Genomic DNA, 19,696 nt, shown 5'->3' on the forward strand with positions numbered 1-19,696 from the left:
CGAACCATCCACGCCCTGCCGACCGCCCCCGGAGCGAGCCCGACGAGCGACCGTTCGCGGCGCGCCAGCGCGCCAAATACACTCTCTTCATGCTTGCCGAACAGGCCGCCGAGGCGATCGCGGAACGTACGGGAGTCGAGCGCCACCGGGTGGCCGTCGTGCTCGGTTCGGGGTGGCAGCAGGCGGCCGCGGAGATCGGCGCGCCGTCGGCGTCGGTGTCGATGCCGGAACTGCCCGGTTTCGGCGAACCGACCGCGCAAGGCCATGTCGGCGTGGTGCATTCGGTGCCCGTCGGCGAGACGCCGGTGCTGCTGCTGATGGGCCGCCAGCATCTCTACGAGGGTTACCAGCCCGCCGACGTGGTGCACCCGGTGTCGGCCGCGGTGGCGGCGGGCGCGGAGATCGTGGTGCTGACCAACGCGGCGGGCGGCATCCGGCCCGGCTTGCAGGTCGGCGAGCCGGTCCTGATCAGCGATCACCTCAATCTCACCGCCCGCACCCCGCTGGCGGGCGCCACCTTCGTCGATCTGGTCGACGCGTGGGACCCCGAATTACGGGCGCTGGCAAGGGAAATCGACCCGAGCCTGACCGAGGGCGTGTACGCGGGCCTGACCGGACCGCAGTACGAGACGCCCGCCGAGATCCGCATGCTGCGCACCATCGGCGCCGACTTGGTCGGCATGTCGACGGTGCTGGAGGCCATCGCCGCCCGCGCGCTCGGCGCCCGGTTGCTCGGCATCTCGCTGGTGACCAACCTGGCCGCGGGCGTGACCGGCGAGCACCTGTCGCATGCCGAGGTGCTCGCCGAGGGCAACGCGGCCGCACCTCGGCTCGGCAAGCTGCTGCGCGGCGTGCTGGAGCGGCTCTAGATGCTGCGCTTCGGGACCGCCGGGCTGCGCGGGCCGCTGCGCGAGGGCCCGGACGGCATGAACGTGACGACCGTGAGCAGGGCGACGGCGGGCGTGATCGACTGGCTGCGCGGCCGATGCCTCGGCGGCGGTCACGTCGTCGTGGGCCGCGACGCCAGGCACGGTTCGCCCGAATTCGCCACCGCGGTCGCGGAAATCTTCGCGGCGGCGGGCTTTCCGGTCACCCTGCTGCCCGGCGCGGTGCCGACGCCGGTGGTGGCGTACGCGGTGCGCGAGCTCGGCGCGGTGGCGGGCGTGCAGATCACCGCGTCGCACAATCCGCCGGAGGACAACGGCTACAAGCTCTATCTAGACGGCGGCTCGCAGTTGATCGCGCCCGCCGACACCGAGATCGAGCGCTGCATCGAGGCGGTCGCCGGACCGATCCCGCGCACACCGGTCGCCGAATCCGACGACGCGCTCGTGCACCGCTATCTCGCGCGGGTGGCCCGGCTGCCGGAACTGGTCGGCGGGCCGGGCGCGCGCGCCGACGTCCGGATCGCGCTGACGCCGCTGCACGGAGTCGGCGGCGATCTCGCCGTGCGGGCGCTGGCCGCGGCGGGTTTCACCGACGTGCACGTGGTGACCGAACAATTCGCGCCCGATCCCGACTTCCCCACCGTCGCCTTCCCGAACCCGGAGGAGCCGGGAGCCGCCGACCTGCTGCTCGCGCTGGCCGAACGGGTGGACGCCGACGTGGCCATCGCGCTGGACCCCGACGCGGATCGGTGCGCGGTCGGCGTGCCGGGCCCGGACGGCTGGCGGATGCTGCGGGGCGACGAAACCGGTGTGCTGCTTGCTGATTGCGTGCTGCGCACCGCGCCGCCGGACGCGCTGGTCGCCACCACGATCGTCTCGTCGCGGCTGCTGTCCAAGCTGGCGGCGGCCCGCGGCGCCCGGTACGCCGAGACGCTCACCGGCTTCAAATGGCTCGCCAGGGCGGGCGACGGACTGGTGTACGCCTACGAGGAGGCCATCGGTCACTGCGTCGACCCGGCGGCCGTGCGCGACAAGGACGGCATCTCGGCGGTCGTCCTCACCGCCGACCTGGCGGCCCGGCTGAAGGTCGAGCGGCGCACGCTGCTCGACGAACTCGACGGGTACGCGGTCGAATTCGGCCTGCACGCGGGCGATCAGGTCGCGTTGCGGCTGGCCGACGCCGAGGCCGCCGCGGCGGTGGTCGAGCGGCTGCGTGCCGCCCCGCCCCACGAGATCGCGGGCGAGCCGATGAAATACGCGGATCTGCTCCAGACTCGCGGCCGAATGCGCACCGACGCACTGATTTTCGAGGGCGCGGGTTCCCGGGTGGTGATCCGGCCCTCGGGCACCGAGCCGAAACTCAAGTGCTACCTGGAGGTCGTCGAGCCGGTGGCCGACCGCGCCGGTCTCACCGACGCCAGACGCGTTGCCGCCGAACGACTCACGGCGCTCGCGGCGTTCTGCCGCGCGCTGTAGCCACCCGGCCGCGCTGAGCGCGTCAGCGCGGTCCGAACTGGCGATCGCCCGCGTCGCCCAAGCCGGGGACGATGTAGGCGTCGGAGTTCAGGCCCGAGTCGACGGTCGCCGTCACCAACCGCACCGGCAGCCCCGACTTCTCCAGCAGCGCAATGCCTTCCGGCGCGGCGACCACGCAGATCGCGGTGATGTCGGTCGCGCCGCGTGCGGCGAGCAATTCGAGGGTGTGGCGCATGGAGCCGCCGGTCGCCAGCATCGGGTCGAGCACGTACACCGGAATGCCGGACAGGTCGGCGGGCAGCGATTCCATGTACGGCACCGGCTGGTGAGTGGTCTCGTCGCGGGCGAGGCCGACGAAACCGACCTGGGCGTTGGGGATCAGCTCGGCGGCCGCATCGACCATGCCGAGCCCGGCGCGCAGCACCGGGACCAGCAGCGGCGGATGGGCCAGCCGCACGCCTTCGGCGAAGGCGACGGGGGTTTCGATTTCGTACCTGGTCACGGGCGCGTCGCGCAGCGCCTCGTAGACCAGGATGCCGGTGAGATCGCGCAGCGCGTTGCGGAATACCGCGTTGGGGGTGCGCGCGTCGCGCATCGTCGTCAGCAGGGTGGCGGCGAGTGGATGGTCCACGGTGTGCGTACGCATGAGGGAACGATAAGGTTCGAGGCGAGTTCGGCGTCGAACGTCCTCGTGAATTTTTTCCGAGGCGAGGGAACCGAATGGCAAGGCGGCGCGTCGAACCAGTTGGATGACGTACTCTGCCTGGGAACGAACAGATGGGGGAAGCACTATGGCAAAGATGTCGGCGGACACCGAGGGCATCGCCGCCTACGGCGCCACCGCCGAGGTGATGGCCGGTGAAATGGCCGGTGTCGCAGCGGGGGCCGCGGGCGCCTCGCCCGCGTTGCTCGGGCCGATCATGGGGCTCATCGGCGGGGATTTCATGGCCGCGTATTCCGCGGCGCACGCCGGACACGTCGCGTCGATCGCGCAACTGTCGGCCGTCCTGTCCAGCATGGGCGGCGCGGCGGCCGGAGCGGCCACCGTGCTCACCGAGACGGACATGAACAACGCGGCCGCGTTGAAGTCCGCCGACCTGGACGGATGAGCCGGTGATCGACGTCAACCTCTTGGTCAAGCCGCTGCTCGATCTGCTCGGCAGCTTCGGCACCGGCGTGCTGCCCAGCGGCGGCCCGGCCGACTCGCTGACCTCCACCTCGACGGCGCTGGATCAGCTGCATCAGTTGGGCCGCAACAGCATCAACCAGATGAACACCGCGTGGGACGGCGTCGCCGCCGACGCCGCGACCGCGAAGGCGCTGCGCGTGCAGACCTCCGCGGCCAACATCTCCGATCGCGGCAACGAGATGGCGACCGTCGTCGACCAGGCCGCCACCGAAGTCGAGACCGGGCAGAAGGATCTCAACGGCATCGTGCAGTCCTTCGTGAACACCGCGACGGCGCTCGGCCCGACGATCACCACGCCACCGGGTTTCGCGGCCCTGGTCGGCACCGCCATCGATCACCTGAACCAGGGACTCGGCGTGGTCGGTCGGGTGCGCAACGAGCTGGACACGCACACCGCGACCATGAGCCAGCTGACCCCGGCGCCCTCCAGCCCGTCGCTCGCGTCGCTGCCTGGCGCTATCACCAGCACGGCCGGCACCGGCATCCAGGGCCTGATGGGCGTGGTCGGCCAGGCCGGTTCGCTGATCACCAGCGTGGCGAGCAGTTCCGCGCAGAACGTCGCCAAGACGAGTCCCGGCACGAGCAACAATTCGAACTCGAACTCCACGAAGCCCGGCGACACCACCGCCACGCCGAGCACCAAGGACGGCGTGAAGATCACGCTGCCCGACGGTAGCGTCGTCGAGGCGCCGAACGAGAAGGCCGCGACCGCGGTCCAGTCGGCACTGAGCGCGGTCGGCACGCCCTACGTCTGGGGCGGCAACACCCCGGGCTCCGGCATCGACTGCAGTGGCCTCACCAAGTACGCCTACAGCGAGGCGGGCGTCGAACTGCCGCGCCTGGCTCAGGAACAGCACATCGGACACCCGCAGGTGTCGCCCGGCGATCTGATGCCGGGTGACCTGGCCGTATGGGACGGCCACGTCGCCATGGTCGTCGGCAACGGGCAGCTCGTCGAGGCCGGCGACCCGGTCTCGGTCAGTTCCATCCGAACGGAGAACATGGGTATGGAGTTCTACGGCTTCTACAGGCCGACAGCATGAGCGAACGCAGTGAGCGAATCATGTGCCAGCCCGCCGAGGGCATGCCGGAGCCGAGCGCCAGCGAGGCGGAGGCATGACCGAGCAGCAGGCCCAGCAGATTCCGAACGTCACCCTGGCCGTCAGCCAGAACCGGTCCGGCACCATCGCGGTGCGCGCGACCGACCAGGGCATGCCGGTCGAGATCAAGTTCGAGCGCAGTGAATACCGTTACGGCGCACAGGCTCTCGCCAACGAGATCCTGCGCCTGACGCAGCGCTCGGCCATCGCCGCGCGCGCCAAGCGCCGCGAGGTCCTCGCCGAGTCGGGCATGCCCGCCGACGTCCTGGACCGGCTCGGACTGCCCACCCGGCAGCAGGCGGTCGACGAACTCGACCGCATCGACGACGCCGACACGGGACCGACGAGCTGGATGCGGCCGGTATGAACGAGCGAAGCGAGGAATTGGCATGAGTGCCGAGATGGACGCGCTCGTCGCGAGCGCGACCCAGAAACTGGAAGCGCTCGAGGCCGCCCTGTACGGCCTGAAGCAGGTGCGCGGCCAGTTCACCACCGAAGATGGCGCGGTCACCGTCGAGGTGAACAGCGAGGGCGCGCTGGTCGGGTTGACGCTGTCGGAGGCGGTCACCTCGATGGCGCCCGCCGACGTCTCCCAGCTGATCGTCTGGGCCTGCAGGCAGGCCTCCGAGGACGCGGGAGCACAGCGCTCGAAGGTCGTTGCGACACTGAACGAGTCGTTCGCCCCGGCGCCCAACGGCGCGGCGGGCACAATTGGGGGCGGGCCGGATAGTGCCTGAGCCGGAAGGTCGATAGGCTTCCGCACATGGCTTCTGGAGACATCGTCCCGATCGAGCTCGGCCTGACCGACGGCGATCTCGTCACCCTGTGGGCACCGCGCTGGCGCGACGGTGACGACGAGTGGATGGCATTCCTCGGACACGAGGATTCCCTCTATGGTTTCGACACCGTCGCCGAACTGGCCGCGTTCATCCGGACCAGCTCCGACAACGACCTGGTCGACCATCCCGCGTGGAAGGTCGTCGCCGGACTGTCGGCGGTGGAACTGGAGCCGGAGGAGAACTTCACTTTCGACCTGGTCGCGGTGCCGGAGCTGGCCGCGGGCGATCCCGACGTGGACAGCATCGCCGAGCTGGAGGACACCCTCGGCATGGTCCGCAACATCGGCGAGGTGTGCGAGCTGGAGACGGTCACCAAGTTCTTCGGCTCACACCCGGTGCTCGGCGCGCTGCCCGGCGGGGTGAGCGCGTTCGTCGGTCGCGACGGCGAGGAACTCTGGGACCAGATCGGCGCGGCCATCGCCAAGGACTGGGACTCGGTGCTCGACGCCATCGACTCGGTGGTCGCCACCCCGGACGTGGACGCCGAGGCCGTCGCGGTCGCCGAGGCCGAGTTGCTCGCGGCCGAGGAGAACGTGGTCGACGCAGACGACGCGGCCGACAGCGACGAGGACGAGGAATTCGAGGCCGTCGACCTGGACGACGAGGACGAGGAGGAAGACGACTCGTTCTGGCACGAGGTCGGCATCGACCCGGTCAAGATCGTCACCGCGGACGGCACCTACTTCACGCTGCGCTGCTATCTCGACGACGAACCGATCTTCCTCGGCAAGAACGGCTCGATCACGGTGTTCACCTCCGAGCGCGCCCTCGCGCGCTACCTCGCCGACGAGCACGAGCACGATCTGGCGAGGGTGAGCACCTATGGCGAGGTGCAGACCGCCGCCGTGGACGGCTCGCTCGAGGTCGAGGTGACCGACGAGAACGTCTACGTGCTGCCCGGTCTGGCCGACGACCTGGCCGAGGGCCCGGAGGCAGTCGACATCGAACAGCTCGACCTGGCCGTCGAATTGTTCACCGACGCCGCCGACTACGCCGAGGACGACGCCGTCGAGCAGGCCCTTGCCCAGTCCACTCCCCTGGGCTGGTACGTGTCGTACCTGCTGAACCCGGACCCGACCCGGATGGCGCCGAACCCGCCGTTCGCCGCGGAGGCGCAGAGCTGGCGCGAGCTCGAGCGCGGGTTCGAAGCTCGGCTCGCGCCGCAGTAGTCCGCTGAGTTCGGGGCCGAATACGTTCGGCCCCGAACTCATTTCAGCCTGATCCAGATGTGCTCGGCGCGACCGAGCAGCCGCTCGTCGCTGCCGTACACCGCGCTGGCGGTGAAAATCTTGCGACCCTGCTCGCCGTGGCTTTCCCCGACCACGACGCACGGTTCGCCCACCTCGGGTAGGCCGAGCACCGCGGCCGTCATCGAGCCGAGCAGTGCGGGGCGGTCCAGCATGCCCGGCACCGACCAGCCACCCGGGCAGTCCAGCGCCGCCCACAGCAGCGCGTCTCCGATCGCCAGCGATTCGTCGGGCGTCCACGGTGCCGCGACCAGCCCCGCGCGCACCGTCCCCGGCTCGATACGCAGTCCATCTTCGCGTGCGTTTCCGCAGACGAAGCAGAGCGCGAACATGTCGTTGGTCTCGTACGAGCCCGTGGCCTTCTCCGCGATTTCGCGTGGAACGGGTCCCGGAACATCCCGTTCGAAGGCGCCCGCTCGCGATTCGGCGATCAGGCGCTCGCCGTCGAACAACTTGCCGTCCTCCAGCCGCAACGGCGTGTCCAGCGGAGCCGGGTTGCGCAACATGACGGTCACTGTGCCTTCGTCACGGTGCTCGGCGAGACGTCCGCAGACGTAACCGCCGTTACCCGAATCCGGCGGGCCGTTGAATCGACCGGGAATCTGCACACTCGTCACAACATCCCACGATAGACCGCCCTGTATGCCGTGCGCCGGTGGTCCGTCCGCGCCCTCGTTCAGCCGAGCAGCACCGCGTACCCCGGCTTGATGATGTCGTCGATGATGCGCAGCCGCTCCGGGAACGGGATGAAGGCCGACTTCATCGCGTTGATGGTGAACCGCTCCAAATCGCTCCAGCCGTAGCCGAAGGTCTCCACCAGCTTCAGCATCTCCGCGCTCATCGTGGTGTCGCTCATCAGGCGGTTGTCGGTGTTCACCGTGACGCGGAAGCGCAGCCGGGCGAGCAGATCGAACGGGTGCTTGTCCAGGGCGGGCACCGCACCGGTCTGCACGTTCGACGACGGACACAGCTCGAGCGGAATTCGCATGTCCCGCACGTAGTTCGCGACCAGCCCCAGTTCCGCGTCCTCGAGCGCGCCCGGCACGTGGATGTCGTCGGTGATGCGCACGCCGTGCCCGAGCCGGTCGGCGCCGCAGAACGCCAGCGCCTCGTGGATCGACGGCAGGCCGAACGCCTCGCCCGCGTGGATGGTGAAGTGCGCGCTGCTCGCCCGCATGTACTCGAACGCGTCGAGATGCCTGCTCGGCGGGAAGCCCGCCTCCGCACCCGCGATGTCGAAGCCGCCGACGCCACGGTCGCGCCAGCGCACCGTGAGCTCGGCGATCTCACGCGAACGCGCCGCGTGCCGCATGGCCGTGAGCAGACAGGTCACCACGATGGAATGGCCCGCCTCGGCGGCGGCCGCCTCGCCCTCACGGAAGCCGGCCAAGGTGTGCTCGACCACCTCGTCCATGCTCAGGCCGCGCTCCAGGTGCTGCTCGGGCGCGAAGCGGACCTCGGCGTACACCACGCCGTCGGCGGCCAGGTCCTCGGCGCACTCGCGAGCCACCCGGCGCAGGCCCTCCGGTGTCTGCATCACCGCGACGGTGTGCGCGAACGTCTCCAGGTAGCGCTCCAGGGAACCGCTGTCGGCGGCGTCGCGGAACCAGGCCGCCAGGGTGGCCTCGTCGGTGGCGGGTAGGTCTTCGTAACCGCAATCGGCGGCGAGCTCCAGCACCGTCGCAGGCCGCAGACCACCGTCGAGGTGATCGTGCAGCAGCGCCTTGGGAGCTTGGCGGATCGAGGCGAGGGTGAGCGGCATCGGTCCTGTCATGACCACACGTTAGCCGCGCCGCGCGGAATCGGCAGCGAAGTTCCGCCGTGTCAACCATCTCGTTGCCGGCGGGCCACGGCGCGGTTCACAGCGCGTCTCCGTAGCGACGCCGAGCACGGCCGGTTTCGGCGCTCAGGAACCGATCCGGTCCAAGATCAGCGGGACGTCCCCGATCGGCGCGGTGGCGCCGATGGTGATCGAATCCGCCAGTGCGGCAACGGCTCCCGGGATCGCGTCCGGCGTGTCGGTGTGCAGGGTGAGCAGCGGCTGTCCCGCGACGACCGGATCGCCCGGCTTGGCGTGCATCTCGATGCCCGCGCCGAACTGCACCCGGTCGCCCTGGCGGGCGCGACCGGCGCCGAGGCGCCACGCGGCGACGCCGACGCCCATGGCGTCCAGGCGGGTCAGAACGCCGTCGCGCTCGGCGCGGACAGTTTCGGTGTGCGTGGCGCGCGGCAGGGCCGCGTCCGGGTCACCGCCCTGGGCTCGCACCATCGCGCGCCAGTGATCCATCGCCCGTCCGTCGGCGAGTGCGTCGGCCGGATCGATGTCCAGGCCCGCCAGCGCCACCATCTCCCGCGCCAGCGCGAGGGTGAGCTCGACGACGTCGGCGGGCCCGCCACCGGCCAGCACCTCTACCGATTCGGCCACCTCGAGCGCGTTGCCCGCGGTGCGCCCCAGCGGGGTGTCCATCGCGGTGAGCAACGCGACCGTGCGCACCCCGGCGTCCGCGCCGAGCTCGACCATGGTCGTGGCCAGTTCGCGGGCCGCGCCGTGGTCCTTCATGAACGCGCCCGCTCCGACCTTCACGTCGAGCACCAGCGCGCCGGTGCCCTCGGCGATCTTCTTGCTCATGATCGAGCTGGCGATCAACGGGATCGACTCGACCGTGCCCGTGACGTCGCGCAGGGCGTAGAGGCGCTTGTCGGCGGGCGCGAGGTCGGCCCCCGCCGCGCACACGACCGCGCCGATCGCCGGGTCGGCCAGGATCTCGCGCATGCGCGGCACGTCGATGTCGGCCCGCCAGCCTGGGATCGACTCGAGCTTGTCCAGAGTGCCGCCGGTGTGACCCAGCCCACGTCCGGACAGTTGCGGCACCGCCGCGCCACACGCGGCGACCAGCGGCGCGAGCGGCAGCGTGATCTTGTCGCCGACCCCGCCCGTGGAGTGCTTGTCCACCGTGGGGCGCGGCAGATCCGTGAAGTCCATTCGCCGTCCAGAGGCGATCATCGCGGCCGTCCAGCGGGCCGTCTCCCTGCGCGTCATCCCGCGCCAGACAATGGCCATGGCCAGCGCCGACATCTGCTCGTCGGCCACCGCGCCCCTGGTGAATCCGTCGACCACCCAGTCGATCTGCGCGTCCGAGAGCCCCCCGCCATCGCGCTTGGTCGTGATGATCGAAACCGCGTCCACACCCGTCACCCGGCCAGTCTGGCACGACACTCCACCGCGGCTGGTTCTTGTCAGTGACCTCCGATAGCCTCGCCGCATCAATCGATCGACAAAGGGGGAATCAGATGACCTGCTCAGATCTGGATCGTCGAACGGCCAGGATCGAGACACGCGTCGCCGACCTCGAAGAGACGCTGCTGCGGGATGTGCGCGGCGTGAAGATCTACGCGAACCGGCTCGCTGCCCAGTCGTCCGCCATCGGCGAGGGTGTCGCGTTGATGATGCAGCGAATGGGGCTCACTCCCATTCACGTGCCGAGCGCCGAGACGCCGACGCAGGCGGAGATCGACGAATCGTTCGAGGCCGACTGCTGACGCCCCCTACTGCTGTCCGGCGCTGAGGTCGTCGGGACCGAAGGCGTCGGGCAGCAGGGCGCTCAGCCGGACGGGGCCCGTGCGGTGGTCCACCAGGAGATCGCGGCCGCCGTGCTCGTAGAGAAGCTGTCGGCAGCGACCGCACGGCATCAGGATTTCGCCGCGGGAATCGCAGACCGAGACCGCCGCGAGACGCCCGCCGCCGCCCGCGAATAAGTTACCGACGAGTACGCATTCGGCGCAGAGGCCCAATCCATATGAGACATTTTCCACATTGCAACCGCTCACAATTCGACCGTCCGAAGTGAGAGCCGCGGCGCCGACCGGGAAACGAGAGTAGGGCGCATAGGCATTGCGCATAACTCGAATAGCATTGTCGCGCAAAACATTCCACTCGATTTCCGGCATCGTGAACCTCCCGCCGAACCACCGCGACGAGGCCGCGCGAGAGCCCGCGCGCACCCCATTACGCATCAACAAAGGTAAACCTAACCCAGCGGAATGTCGCGCAACGCACGGCACGCCGAATTAGTTCCGCGAAACCGAGAGGATTAGAGTCCACAACAGATCGGTTCAGGTTCCCGGCGGGCCTCGTGCGAACGGAGCACCGTACTCCAGCACACTTGGAGCACAGCGCAGCAACCTGGGCATTCGCCCCCTTCACGCGGCCGGCCCGGGACCTGAGACCGGGTCCATCAACGACGTTGGAGGCACCGCACTCTATGACCACGATCGAAGCTCCGGCCCAGCCGAAGCGGAAGACGCTGTACCGAGGCGACCCCGGAATGTGGTCCTGGGCGCTGCACCGGATCACCGGTGTCACCATCTTCTTCTTCCTCTTCGTGCACGTTTTGGACACTGCACTCGTCCGGGTCAGCCCGGAGACCTACGACGCGGCGATCGAGACCTACAAGACGCCGCTCGTCGCGCTGATGGAGATGGGCCTCGTGGTCTGCGTGCTGTTCCACGCGCTCAACGGCGTCCGCGTGATCCTCGTCGACTTCTGGTCCCAGGGCCCGCGCTACCAGCGGCAGATGCTCTGGATCGTGCTCGCCATCTGGATCCTGGTCTCGGCCGCCGGTATCGGCCGCCAGTTCTTCTACCTGTTGACGGAGCACTGATCGCGATGACCGCACCTGTTCTCGGTAAGTCTTACGACCGTCCGGCCAGCCTGGATCTGCCTCGCTCGCCGCGCGCTCGCTCCAGCAACAACTTCGAGAAGTACGCGTGGCTGTTCATGCGCTTCTCCGGCCTGCTGCTGATGGTCCTGGTGCTGGGCCACATGTTCATCATGCTGATGATCGACGGCGGCGTGCAGCGACTGAACTTCGCCTTCGTCGCGGGCCGCTGGGCCTCCCCGTTCTGGCAGATCTGGGACCTCACCATGCTGTGGCTGGCCCAGCTGCACGGCGGCAACGGTCTGCGCACCGTGATCGACGACTACTCCCGCAAGGACTCGACCCGGTTCTGGCTCAAGACCCTGCTGGTGATCTCGATGATCCTGGTCACGGGCGTCGGCACCTACGTCATCTTCACCTTCGACCCCAACATCAGTTAGGAACAGGCCCTCGCATGAGTGAGCGCAGCGAACGAATCATCGACACAGCGTGCTTCGCACATGCCGGAGCTGAGCGGAGCGAGGCGCAGGCATGAGTGAATCGCGACCGATTCAGGAACACCGCTACGACGTCGTCATCGTCGGCGCCGGTGGCGCGGGCATGCGCGCGGCGATCGAGGCCGGTCCCCGGGTCCGCACCGCCGTGCTGACCAAGCTGTACCCGACCCGTAGCCACACCGGCGCCGCCCAGGGCGGCATGTGCGCCGCGCTGGCCAACGTCGAAGAGGACAACTGGGAGTGGCACACCTTCGACACCGTCAAGGGTGGTGACTACCTGGTCGACCAGGACGCCGCGGAGATCATGGCCAAGGAGGCCATCGATGCGGTGATGGACCTCGAGAAGATGGGTCTGCCGTTCAACCGGACCCCCGAGGGCAAGATCGACCAGCGTCGCTTCGGCGGTCACACCCGCGATCACGGCAAGGCTCCGGTCCGCCGCGCGTGCTACGCCGCCGACCGCACCGGCCACATGATCCTGCAGACGCTGTACCAGAACTGCGTCAAGCACGACGTGGAGTTCTACAACGAGTTCTACGTGCTCGACCTGGTACTCACCGAGACCGACCGCGGTCCGGTCGCCACCGGTGTGGTCGCCTACGAGCTGGCCACCGGCGAGCTGCACGTCTTCCACGCCAAGTCGATCGTGTTCGCCACCGGCGGCTCGGGCCGGATGTACAAGACCACCTCGAACGCGCACACGCTGACCGGCGACGGCATGGCGATCGTGTTCCGCAAGGGTCTGCCGCTGGAGGACATGGAGTTCCACCAGTTCCACCCGACAGGTCTGGCCGGTCTCGGCATCCTGATCTCGGAGGCGGTCCGCGGTGAGGGCGGCATCCTGCGCAACGCGTCCGGCGAGCGGTTCATGGAGCGCTACGCGCCCACCATCAAGGACCTCGCGCCGCGCGACATCGTCGCCCGCTCGATGGTGCTCGAGGTGCTCGAGGGTCGCGGCGCCGGTCCGAACAAGGACTACGTGCTCATCGACGTGACCCACCTCGGCGAGGACGTGCTCGAGGAGAAGCTCCCGGACATCACCGAGTTCTCCCGCACCTACCTGGGTGTGGACCCGGTGAAGGAGCCGGTGCCGGTCATGCCGACCTGTCACTACGTGATGGGTGGCATCCCGACCCGGATCCGCGGCGAGGTGCTGCGCAACAACACCGACATCGTGCCCGGCCTCTACGCCGCGGGCGAGTGCGCGTGCGTCTCGGTGCACGGCTCCAACCGCCTCGGCACCAACTCGCTGCTCGACATCAACGTGTTCGGCCGCCGCGCGGGCATCGCCGCCGCGGAGTACGCCCAGCGCACCGAGTTCGTCGACATGCCGGAGAAGCCGGCGCAGATGGTCACCGACTGGCTGGCCATGCTGCTGTCGGAGCACGGTGACGAGCGGGTCGCCGACATCCGCACCGAGCTGCAGTACACGATGGACATGAACGCCGCCGTGTTCCGCACCGAGGACACCCTCAAGCAGGCCCTCACCGACATCCACGCGCTCAAGGAGCGGTACTCGCGGATCTCGGTGCAGGACAAGGGCAAGCGGTACAACAGCGACCTGCTCGAGGCCGTCGAGCTCGGCTTCCTGCTCGAGCTGGCCGAGGTCACCGTCGTCGGCGCGCTGAACAGGAAGGAATCGCGCGGCGGCCACGCCCGCGAGGACTACCCGGACCGCGACGACGTGAACTTCATGCGGCACACCATGGCCTACAAGGAGAGCCCCGAGCTCATCTCCGACATCCGCCTCGACTTCAAGCCGGTGGTGCAGACCCGTTACGAGCCGATGGAGCGTAAGTACTGATGACTGCTGTTGCCGAAGCACCCTCTTCGCAGAAGCCCGCTCCGGTCCCCGACGGCTCGGTGATGATCACCGTCAAGGTGGCCAGGTTCAACCCGGAGGACGACAAGGGCGCGCACTGGGAGTCCTTCCAGGTGCCGGTCCTGCCGACCGACCGCTTCCTGAACGTGCTCATCTACATCAAGTCCTACCTGGACGGCACGCTCACCTTCCGCCGCTCGTGCGCGCACGGCGTCTGCGGTTCGGACGCGATGCGGATCAACGGCGTGAACCGGCTGGCCTGCAAGGTGCTGATGAAGGACATGCTGCCCAAGGGCGGCAAGTCGCTCACCGTCACCGTCGAGCCGATCCGCGGCCTGCCCGTGGAGAAGGACCTCGTCGTCGACATGGAGCCGTTCTTCGACGCGTTCCGCGCGGTGAAGCCTTACCTGATCACCACGGGTAACGAGCCGACCCGCGAGCGCATCCAGAGCCAGGCCGACCGCGCCCGGTTCGACGACACCACCAAGTGCATCCTGTGCGCCTGCTGCACCACCTCCTGCCCCGTGTACTGGAGCGACGGCAGCTACTTCGGCCCGGCCGCGATCGTGAACGCCCACCGCTTCATCTTCGACAGCCGCGACGAAGCCGCCCGCGAACGCCTCGACATCCTCAACGACGTCGAAGGCGTCTGGCGCTGCCGCACCACCTTCAACTGCACCGACGCCTGCCCCCGCGGCATCGAGGTCACCAAGGCCATCCAGGAAGTCAAGCGAGCCCTCCTCTTCGCCCGCTGACCCCCGGACCCACCGGCCGAACAACGAAGGCCGCCACCATCCAAACATGGTGGCGGCCTTCGTCGTTGGCGCTCCGCCCCGCGACCGGCACGCACCGATCCGCAGCGTCGAGGGCTACGAATACCCATCGATATTGCTGGGTACTCTGCTGGAGATTTATCATGAGACATATGAAGACCATGATCGACCTCAACGACGAAGCGTTGGCGCTGGCCGCCAAGGAGCTGGGCACGACCACGAAGAAGGACACGGTCAATGCCGCGCTCGAGTTCGTGGCCGATCGCAGGCGACGGATCGAGCAGGTGCTGAACGATCCCCACGGGTTCGGGGTCGGGCCGGACATCGATGATCCGGAAATCATGCGCCAGGCTCGCCGTTGACCGAAACGACACCACTGCGGCTGCATCTCGTGGACACCTCAGCGGCCGCTCGCATCAGGCATGCACCGGTACAAAGCGTCATCGCGGGCCTCATCGCCGACCGCGCCGCCGCGACCTGCGTAACCGTCGACCTCGAGGCCGGATACTCCGGCCGCAATCTCGCCGACGTCCAGAACATCGGCCAACGACGACGCTCCCTGTACATCAACCTGCCGATCAACGAAACCATCGCCGATCGCGCCCGGGAAGTTCAGCTGCTGATGGCGCGCAGGAGTCAGCATCGTTCAGCCGGAATCATCGATCTGCTCACCGCCGCCGTGGCCGAGTTCCACGGCGCGGTCCTCGTCCACTACGACGCCGACTTCGAGCACATCGCGGCCGTAACCCGGCAACCACAGGTGTGGGTCGTTCCCCAGGGCAGCTTGAACTGACTCACTCGCGTGTGGGTCCGCAGATGCCGCCCACGGGATTCGCGCAGTGGACCGCTCAAAGGACTGGGGAGCGCTCTGTGCGGCGGGCGAAGGGTGGGGCGTGTTCGGGGCGGAGGCCGATGCCGCCGACGTAGGCGGTGATGGCGCGTAGCCGGGGCGAGCGGCGGAGCAGGCGTAGGGGCGCTGGGAGGTGGTGTTCATCGAGGGTGGCGTCGAGGGCCGGGTGGATGAGCATGTCGTGTTCGCCGCGCTGGGTCTGCTGGACGACCGCCGCGGGGAGAGAGCGGCGGCGTTGGACGCGGGCCAGGTCGGTGCGGCGAATTGTGCCGTGGCGCAAGGGTTCGGCGAGGTAGCGGGCGGTGGCGACGGCGTCTTGGATCGCGAGGTTGACGCCGACGCCGCCGACCGGTGACATGGTGTGCGCGGCGTCGCCGATGCACAGCACGCCGTCGGCGTACCAGCGGCGCAGGCGGTTCATCCCGGTCCGCAGGACGGCGACATCGTCCCAGTCGCGGATGGCGGCCAGTTGCCGATCCGAGAAACCGCACAACTCGCCCAGACGGGACCGCCACGCCGCGATGTCCTCGCTTCGCCGCTGCTCGTCGGTGCCTTTCGCGATGAGGTAGGCGACCTGCTGGTAGTCGCCGCGGTCCATCGCGACCGCCACCTGACCACCGCCGAACCAGCCGAACACCTCGCCGTCGCCGCTGTGAGCCTTCGGGACTCGGACCTGCCACACATCCATCGGAACCTCGAACTCGCGCACCGGCAGTCCGGATTCGCGGCGCACCACCGACCACCTGCCGTCGCAGCCGACCGTGAGATCCGCCGTTAGCGCCCGCGATCCACCGTCCGCATCGGTGTAGTCGACGCCGGTGACCCGGCCGTCGTCGTCGCGGCGCAATCCGGTCACGGTGCAATTGCGACGGAGGGTGAACGTCGGCTCCTCGGAAGCGGCAGCGCAGAGCAGATCGAGGAAATCGCCCTGGGGCACCATCGCGATGTGCTTGTGCCGACCGGGAATTCGACTGAAATCCGCCATCACGACGACGGTGTCGCCGATGCGTATCCGCATCTGCCGCAGGCGCCCGGCCGGAATTCTCGCGAACCGTTCACCCAAGCCGAGTTCGTCGAGAAGGCGCAGTGTCGACGGGTGGACGGTGTCGCCGCGGAAGTCCCGGCGGAAGTCGGCGTGCTTCTCGAGCACGGTCACCTCGACGCCCGCGCGAGCCAGCAACAGTCCGAGCATCATCCCCGCTGGGCCGCCACCCACGACGACGCACCCCGTTCGTTCGATCATGGCGCCAGGCTAGCAGAAGTTAGACTCTGTCTAAATTTCGATGGCATGTAAGAATCCAGGCATGGGACTGCGGGAACAGAAGAAGCGGAAGACCAAGCAGGCTCTGGTCGAGGCGGCCCTGCGATTGTTCGCCGAGAAGGGTTACGACAACACCACGGTCGCCGAGATCGCCGCCGCCGCACAGGTTTCCTACGCGACCTTCTTCAACTACTGCACCGCCAAGGAAGACGTCGTCTTCGCCGACGACGACCTCTACGACGAACTCCTCGCCGAGATCTTCGCCGCCCGCGTCCCACGCGAAGGCCCCGCCGACCTGCTGTTGCGCGTGATCGATCAGCTGAGCGCGGCGACGAGCTGGAGTTTCCCGCTCGACCACGAACTCACCCACATACGAGCACGTCTCATCGCCGAGGTGCCCGCCCTGCGCGCTGCCGCTCTGCTGCGCAACGCGGGACTGCGGCAGCGCCTGACCGAAGCCCTCCTCGACGCCTACCCCGCCGACCTCGACGACCTGCACGCGGCGGCGTTGAGCGGTGCGATGGTCGGTGCGGTCGACGCGGTGCTCGACGACTCCGCCAGAGGAAAGCTGACACCCACCACGATCACCGGCATCGTGCACCGAGCCGCTGAGATCGGCCTGCGCGGCCACCTGTCGGAGGGAGCACGGCACGAGCGGTGACGCCGCGAAACGTGGCATCGCGCAAGCAGGTATTTACCGTCCACCCGGCAACCGCAGGCGCGGGTCGTCCTCGGGGCAGCATGAGCCGACTCATTCCCGGCCGAGGGGAAGGGGAGTCGCGCAGGACCAGTGTTCGCCCGCGAGGACCACGTGGTCGAGGAAGCGCAGGCCTACGGTGCGGGACGCTTCGATGAGGGCGGTGGTGGTACGGCGGTCGTCGAGGCTGGGGGTGGCGGTGCCGGAGGGGTGGTTGTGGACGAGGGCGAAGGCGCGGCCGTCGTGGCGCAGCACGGTGTTGAGGATTTCGCGGATCGGGACGGCGACCTGATCGACCGCGCCTTCGGCGACGAACACCTTCTGCCGCAAGCGATTCTGGGTGTCGCAGACCAGCACGAGAACCCGTTCCACGCGGACGCCGTCGAACAGCGGGCGGGCGATGCGGACGACATCGAGGGCGCTCTCCAGGTGCGGGGCGGCCTCGGGTTCGGCGCGTGCCCTGCTGCCGAGCTGGAAGGCCGCGATGATCGCGGCGGCCTTGGCCACCCCGATCCCGGCTCTGCGGAACAGTTCCTCGGGCCGAGCCTTGGCCAGGCCCGGGATGCCGCCGTATTCGGCGAGGAGCTCCGCGGCCAATTCCAGCGCACTCTCGCCCCGGCGACCCTGACCGAGCAGCAGGGCGAGCAATTCGCTGTCGCTGAGCGCGTGCGGGCCGAGCGCGAGCAGTCGCTCGCGCGGGCGTTGGCCGAAGGGCAGGTTGGCGATCGGTACCGACATCACAATCCCCCTCGAATGCGTTGGAGAGTTCGGATTGTGCCAGCGGCCACCGACAGGTCGGGTGGGCGCGCGGTTCGGGCAGAATGAGGGAACGAACCGATCGGGGGGACGAATGTCTGGTTGGCGCAAGAACTCCAACAACTCGGCGGCCCACGGCCGCGACGGCGCGGCACACGCCGTGCGCGCACTGGGCGCAGCCGCGCTGCTGACGCTCGCGGCCTGCGGCGGCTCCGACACCGCGGCGAGCCCGGACCTCGGCAGGTACTACGACCAGCACGTCGCATGGGGTTCCTGCGCGGACTTCCCGCACGGCGCCGAGCTCGCGGCGGGCGGCCTCGAATGCGGGCGGGTGACCGTCCCGCTCGACTACGCCGAGCCCGACGGCGCGACGGCTTCGATCGCCGTCTCCCGCCTCCCCGCCCGCGGCGAGCGGGTCGCTTCCCTGCTCACCAACCCCGGCGGCCCCGGATCGCCCGGAATCGTGATGCCGCTGATGTTCGCGAAAAGCGAGGTGGCGCAACGTTTCGACGTGATCGGCGTCGATGTCCGCGGCCTCGGCGCCTCCACGCCGAAGGTGGTGTGCCTGACGCCGGAGGAGTACCAAGCGGAGCGCAACGAGCTCGACGTCGACTATTCACCCGAAGGCATCGCGCAGACCGAACGCGAGAACCGCGACTACGTGGCGAAATGCGTACAGCGCACGGGTGTCGACGTGCTGGCCAATGTCGGGACCCGGGATGTGGCACGGGATTTCGACGTGATCCGGGCGGCGCTCGGCGACGAGAAGCTGACCTACTACGGCGGCTCCTACGGCACCCGCCTCGGCTCCACCTTCGCCGAGATGTTCCCCGACCGCGTGCGCGCCATGGTCCTCGACGGCGGCGTCGACCCGGCCACCGACATGGTCGACGCGGTGGTCTTCTCGCGCGGCTTCCAACAGGCCTTCGACGCCTACGCCGCCGAATGCGCCAAGGCGCCGGACTGCCCGCTCGGCACCGACCCGGCCCGCGCCACCGCGGCCTTCCACGCCCTCGTCCTCCCGCTGATCGACCGACCGGCCGCCACCGCCGACCCGCGCGGCCTCGGCTATCGCGACGCGCTCAGCGCGGTGGCCAATTCGCTGTACAACCCGGCGGGCTGGCCCGGTATCACCGAGGGCCTGAAGGAGCTGGCCGACGGCCGCGGCGACGCTCTGCTGGCGTTCGCGGACGTCATCGCGAGCCCGAGCATCGTCGAGCGGGATTTGCAGCAGGCGGTGTTCTGCCTCGAGGAGAAGCGCGTCACCGATCGCGCCGAGGCCGCCGAACTGGACCGCCGCACCCGCTCCGCCGCACCGATTTTCGACGACGGTCGCGGCACCGGACAGGCTCCCCTCGGCGTCTGCGCCTTCTGGCCGGTGCCGACGAATTCCCAGCCGCACGTCCCCTCGGTATCGAATCTGCCGAAGGTCGTCGTCGTCTCCGTCACCGGCGATCCGGCCACCCCGCACGAGGGCGGGAAGAACCTGGCCCGCGCGCTCGGCGCTTCCCTGGTCACCTACGAGGGTGTGCAGCACGGCGTCTTCGGCCAGGGTGTGGCGTGCGTGGACGAGCCGGTGTCGCGGTATCTGATCGACCTCACCCCACCACCCGAAGGACTGGTCTGCCGGTCGGCCTGAGCGGA

At 68.9% G+C, this 19,696-nt stretch carries 23 protein-coding genes; 16 read left to right on the forward strand and 7 right to left on the reverse strand.

Annotated features, from left to right (window positions below; translation table 11 throughout):
* Window positions 1-89: 89 nt before the first annotated feature.
* Window positions 90-869, forward strand: a complete 780-nt coding sequence (locus tag AB0H49_RS14125) for a purine-nucleoside phosphorylase (protein ID WP_354999985.1) — start codon at window positions 90-92, stop codon at window positions 867-869.
* On the forward strand, window positions 870-2,363 hold the full coding sequence (locus AB0H49_RS14130; RefSeq protein WP_357251188.1) for a phospho-sugar mutase: 1,494 nt from the start codon (window positions 870-872) through the stop codon (window positions 2,361-2,363).
* Between the two features lie 22 nt (window positions 2,364-2,385).
* Here the strand turns inward: AB0H49_RS14130 and upp are convergent, their stop codons facing one another.
* Window positions 2,386-3,009, reverse strand: a complete 624-nt coding sequence (upp, locus tag AB0H49_RS14135) for a uracil phosphoribosyltransferase (protein ID WP_357251191.1) — start codon at window positions 3,007-3,009, stop codon at window positions 2,386-2,388.
* Between the two features lie 145 nt (window positions 3,010-3,154).
* Between upp and AB0H49_RS14140 the strand changes: the two genes are divergently transcribed.
* From AB0H49_RS14140 to AB0H49_RS14160, 5 genes are all read left to right on the forward strand, one after another.
* Complete coding sequence (locus tag AB0H49_RS14140) at window positions 3,155-3,472, forward strand: hypothetical protein (RefSeq protein ID WP_354999988.1); 318 nt, start codon at window positions 3,155-3,157, stop codon at window positions 3,470-3,472.
* Window positions 3,473-3,476: 4 nt separating this feature from the next.
* Window positions 3,477-4,595, forward strand: a complete 1,119-nt coding sequence (locus AB0H49_RS14145) for a C40 family peptidase (RefSeq protein WP_357251194.1) — start codon at window positions 3,477-3,479, stop codon at window positions 4,593-4,595.
* A 73-nt stretch (window positions 4,596-4,668) separates the two neighbouring features.
* Complete coding sequence (locus AB0H49_RS14150; RefSeq protein ID WP_354999990.1) at window positions 4,669-5,019, forward strand: hypothetical protein; 351 nt, start codon at window positions 4,669-4,671, stop codon at window positions 5,017-5,019.
* Window positions 5,020-5,041: 22 nt separating this feature from the next.
* Entirely contained in the window at window positions 5,042-5,389 is a 348-nt protein-coding gene (locus AB0H49_RS14155; protein WP_067787802.1) for a YbaB/EbfC family nucleoid-associated protein, read from the forward strand.
* A 26-nt stretch (window positions 5,390-5,415) separates the two neighbouring features.
* Window positions 5,416-6,660, forward strand: a complete 1,245-nt coding sequence (locus AB0H49_RS14160) for a primosomal protein (RefSeq protein ID WP_354999992.1) — start codon at window positions 5,416-5,418, stop codon at window positions 6,658-6,660.
* Between the two features lie 38 nt (window positions 6,661-6,698).
* Here the strand turns inward: AB0H49_RS14160 and AB0H49_RS14165 are convergent, their stop codons facing one another.
* From AB0H49_RS14165 to AB0H49_RS14175, 3 genes are all read right to left on the reverse strand, one after another.
* Entirely contained in the window at window positions 6,699-7,355 is a 657-nt protein-coding gene (locus tag AB0H49_RS14165) for a hypothetical protein (protein ID WP_354999993.1), read from the reverse strand.
* 59 nt (window positions 7,356-7,414) lie between these two features.
* On the reverse strand, window positions 7,415-8,512 hold the full coding sequence (locus tag AB0H49_RS14170) for an adenosine deaminase (RefSeq protein ID WP_357251200.1): 1,098 nt from the start codon (window positions 8,510-8,512) through the stop codon (window positions 7,415-7,417).
* Window positions 8,513-8,644: 132 nt separating this feature from the next.
* Window positions 8,645-9,934, reverse strand: coding sequence for a thymidine phosphorylase (locus tag AB0H49_RS14175; RefSeq protein WP_357251203.1), 1,290 nt, complete (start codon window positions 9,932-9,934; stop codon window positions 8,645-8,647).
* A 95-nt stretch (window positions 9,935-10,029) separates the two neighbouring features.
* Between AB0H49_RS14175 and AB0H49_RS14180 the strand changes: the two genes are divergently transcribed.
* A complete protein-coding gene (locus AB0H49_RS14180) occupies window positions 10,030-10,278 on the forward strand; it encodes a hypothetical protein (protein ID WP_357251206.1) in 249 nt (82 codons plus the stop codon).
* A 6-nt stretch (window positions 10,279-10,284) separates the two neighbouring features.
* On the opposite strand, the gene AB0H49_RS14185 is transcribed toward AB0H49_RS14180, so the two are convergent.
* Window positions 10,285-10,686 (reverse strand): cytidine deaminase, encoded by a 402-nt coding sequence (locus tag AB0H49_RS14185; RefSeq protein ID WP_354999997.1) that lies wholly within the window; start codon window positions 10,684-10,686, stop codon window positions 10,285-10,287.
* A 314-nt stretch (window positions 10,687-11,000) separates the two neighbouring features.
* On the opposite strand from AB0H49_RS14185, the gene sdhC reads away from it, so the two are divergent.
* The 6 genes from sdhC to AB0H49_RS14215 all read left to right on the forward strand — a co-directional run bounded on the left by sdhC (window position 11,001) and on the right by AB0H49_RS14215 (window position 15,281).
* Window positions 11,001-11,399, forward strand: a complete 399-nt coding sequence (gene sdhC, locus AB0H49_RS14190) for a succinate dehydrogenase, cytochrome b556 subunit (protein WP_354999998.1) — start codon at window positions 11,001-11,003, stop codon at window positions 11,397-11,399.
* Between the two features lie 5 nt (window positions 11,400-11,404).
* Window positions 11,405-11,836, forward strand: a complete 432-nt coding sequence (locus AB0H49_RS14195) for a succinate dehydrogenase hydrophobic membrane anchor subunit (protein WP_067787814.1) — start codon at window positions 11,405-11,407, stop codon at window positions 11,834-11,836.
* 91 nt (window positions 11,837-11,927) lie between these two features.
* The gene (gene sdhA, locus AB0H49_RS14200) at window positions 11,928-13,697 is read left to right on the forward strand and encodes a succinate dehydrogenase flavoprotein subunit (RefSeq protein ID WP_354999999.1); all 1,770 of its coding nucleotides are present in this window, start codon (window positions 11,928-11,930) and stop codon (window positions 13,695-13,697) included.
* Window positions 13,697-14,470 (forward strand): succinate dehydrogenase iron-sulfur subunit, encoded by a 774-nt coding sequence (locus AB0H49_RS14205; RefSeq protein WP_355000000.1) that lies wholly within the window; start codon window positions 13,697-13,699, stop codon window positions 14,468-14,470. Before sdhA ends, AB0H49_RS14205 begins: the two co-directional genes overlap by 1 nt.
* Before the next feature lie 161 nt (window positions 14,471-14,631).
* Window positions 14,632-14,850: a type II toxin-antitoxin system VapB family antitoxin gene (locus AB0H49_RS14210; protein WP_355000001.1), complete on the forward strand. Its 219-nt coding sequence runs from the start codon at window positions 14,632-14,634 to the stop codon at window positions 14,848-14,850.
* Complete coding sequence (locus AB0H49_RS14215) at window positions 14,847-15,281, forward strand: PIN domain-containing protein (protein ID WP_355000002.1); 435 nt, start codon at window positions 14,847-14,849, stop codon at window positions 15,279-15,281. Before AB0H49_RS14210 ends, AB0H49_RS14215 begins: the two co-directional genes overlap by 4 nt.
* A 55-nt stretch (window positions 15,282-15,336) precedes the next feature.
* On the opposite strand, the gene AB0H49_RS14220 is transcribed toward AB0H49_RS14215, so the two are convergent.
* Window positions 15,337-16,581, reverse strand: coding sequence for an FAD-dependent oxidoreductase (locus AB0H49_RS14220; protein WP_357251213.1), 1,245 nt, complete (start codon window positions 16,579-16,581; stop codon window positions 15,337-15,339).
* A 61-nt stretch (window positions 16,582-16,642) separates the two neighbouring features.
* Here AB0H49_RS14220 and AB0H49_RS14225 point away from each other — a divergent pair, with 61 nt between their 5' ends.
* Window positions 16,643-17,260, forward strand: coding sequence for a TetR family transcriptional regulator (locus tag AB0H49_RS14225; RefSeq protein ID WP_355000004.1), 618 nt, complete (start codon window positions 16,643-16,645; stop codon window positions 17,258-17,260).
* Between the two features lie 90 nt (window positions 17,261-17,350).
* Here the strand turns inward: AB0H49_RS14225 and radC are convergent, their stop codons facing one another.
* Window positions 17,351-18,034 carry a DNA repair protein RadC gene (gene radC, locus AB0H49_RS14230; RefSeq protein WP_355000005.1) on the reverse strand — a complete coding sequence of 228 codons (684 nt, stop codon included), beginning with the start codon at window positions 18,032-18,034 and terminating at the stop codon, window positions 17,351-17,353.
* A gap of 112 nt (window positions 18,035-18,146) precedes the next feature.
* On the opposite strand from radC, the gene AB0H49_RS14235 reads away from it, so the two are divergent.
* Window positions 18,147-19,691, forward strand: a complete 1,545-nt coding sequence (locus AB0H49_RS14235) for an alpha/beta hydrolase (protein ID WP_357251217.1) — start codon at window positions 18,147-18,149, stop codon at window positions 19,689-19,691.
* The last annotated feature ends 5 nt before the right edge of the window (window positions 19,692-19,696 follow it).

The organism is Nocardia sp. NPDC050713 (genome assembly GCF_040654315.1).
GTDB lineage: Bacteria > Actinomycetota > Actinomycetes > Mycobacteriales > Mycobacteriaceae > Nocardia.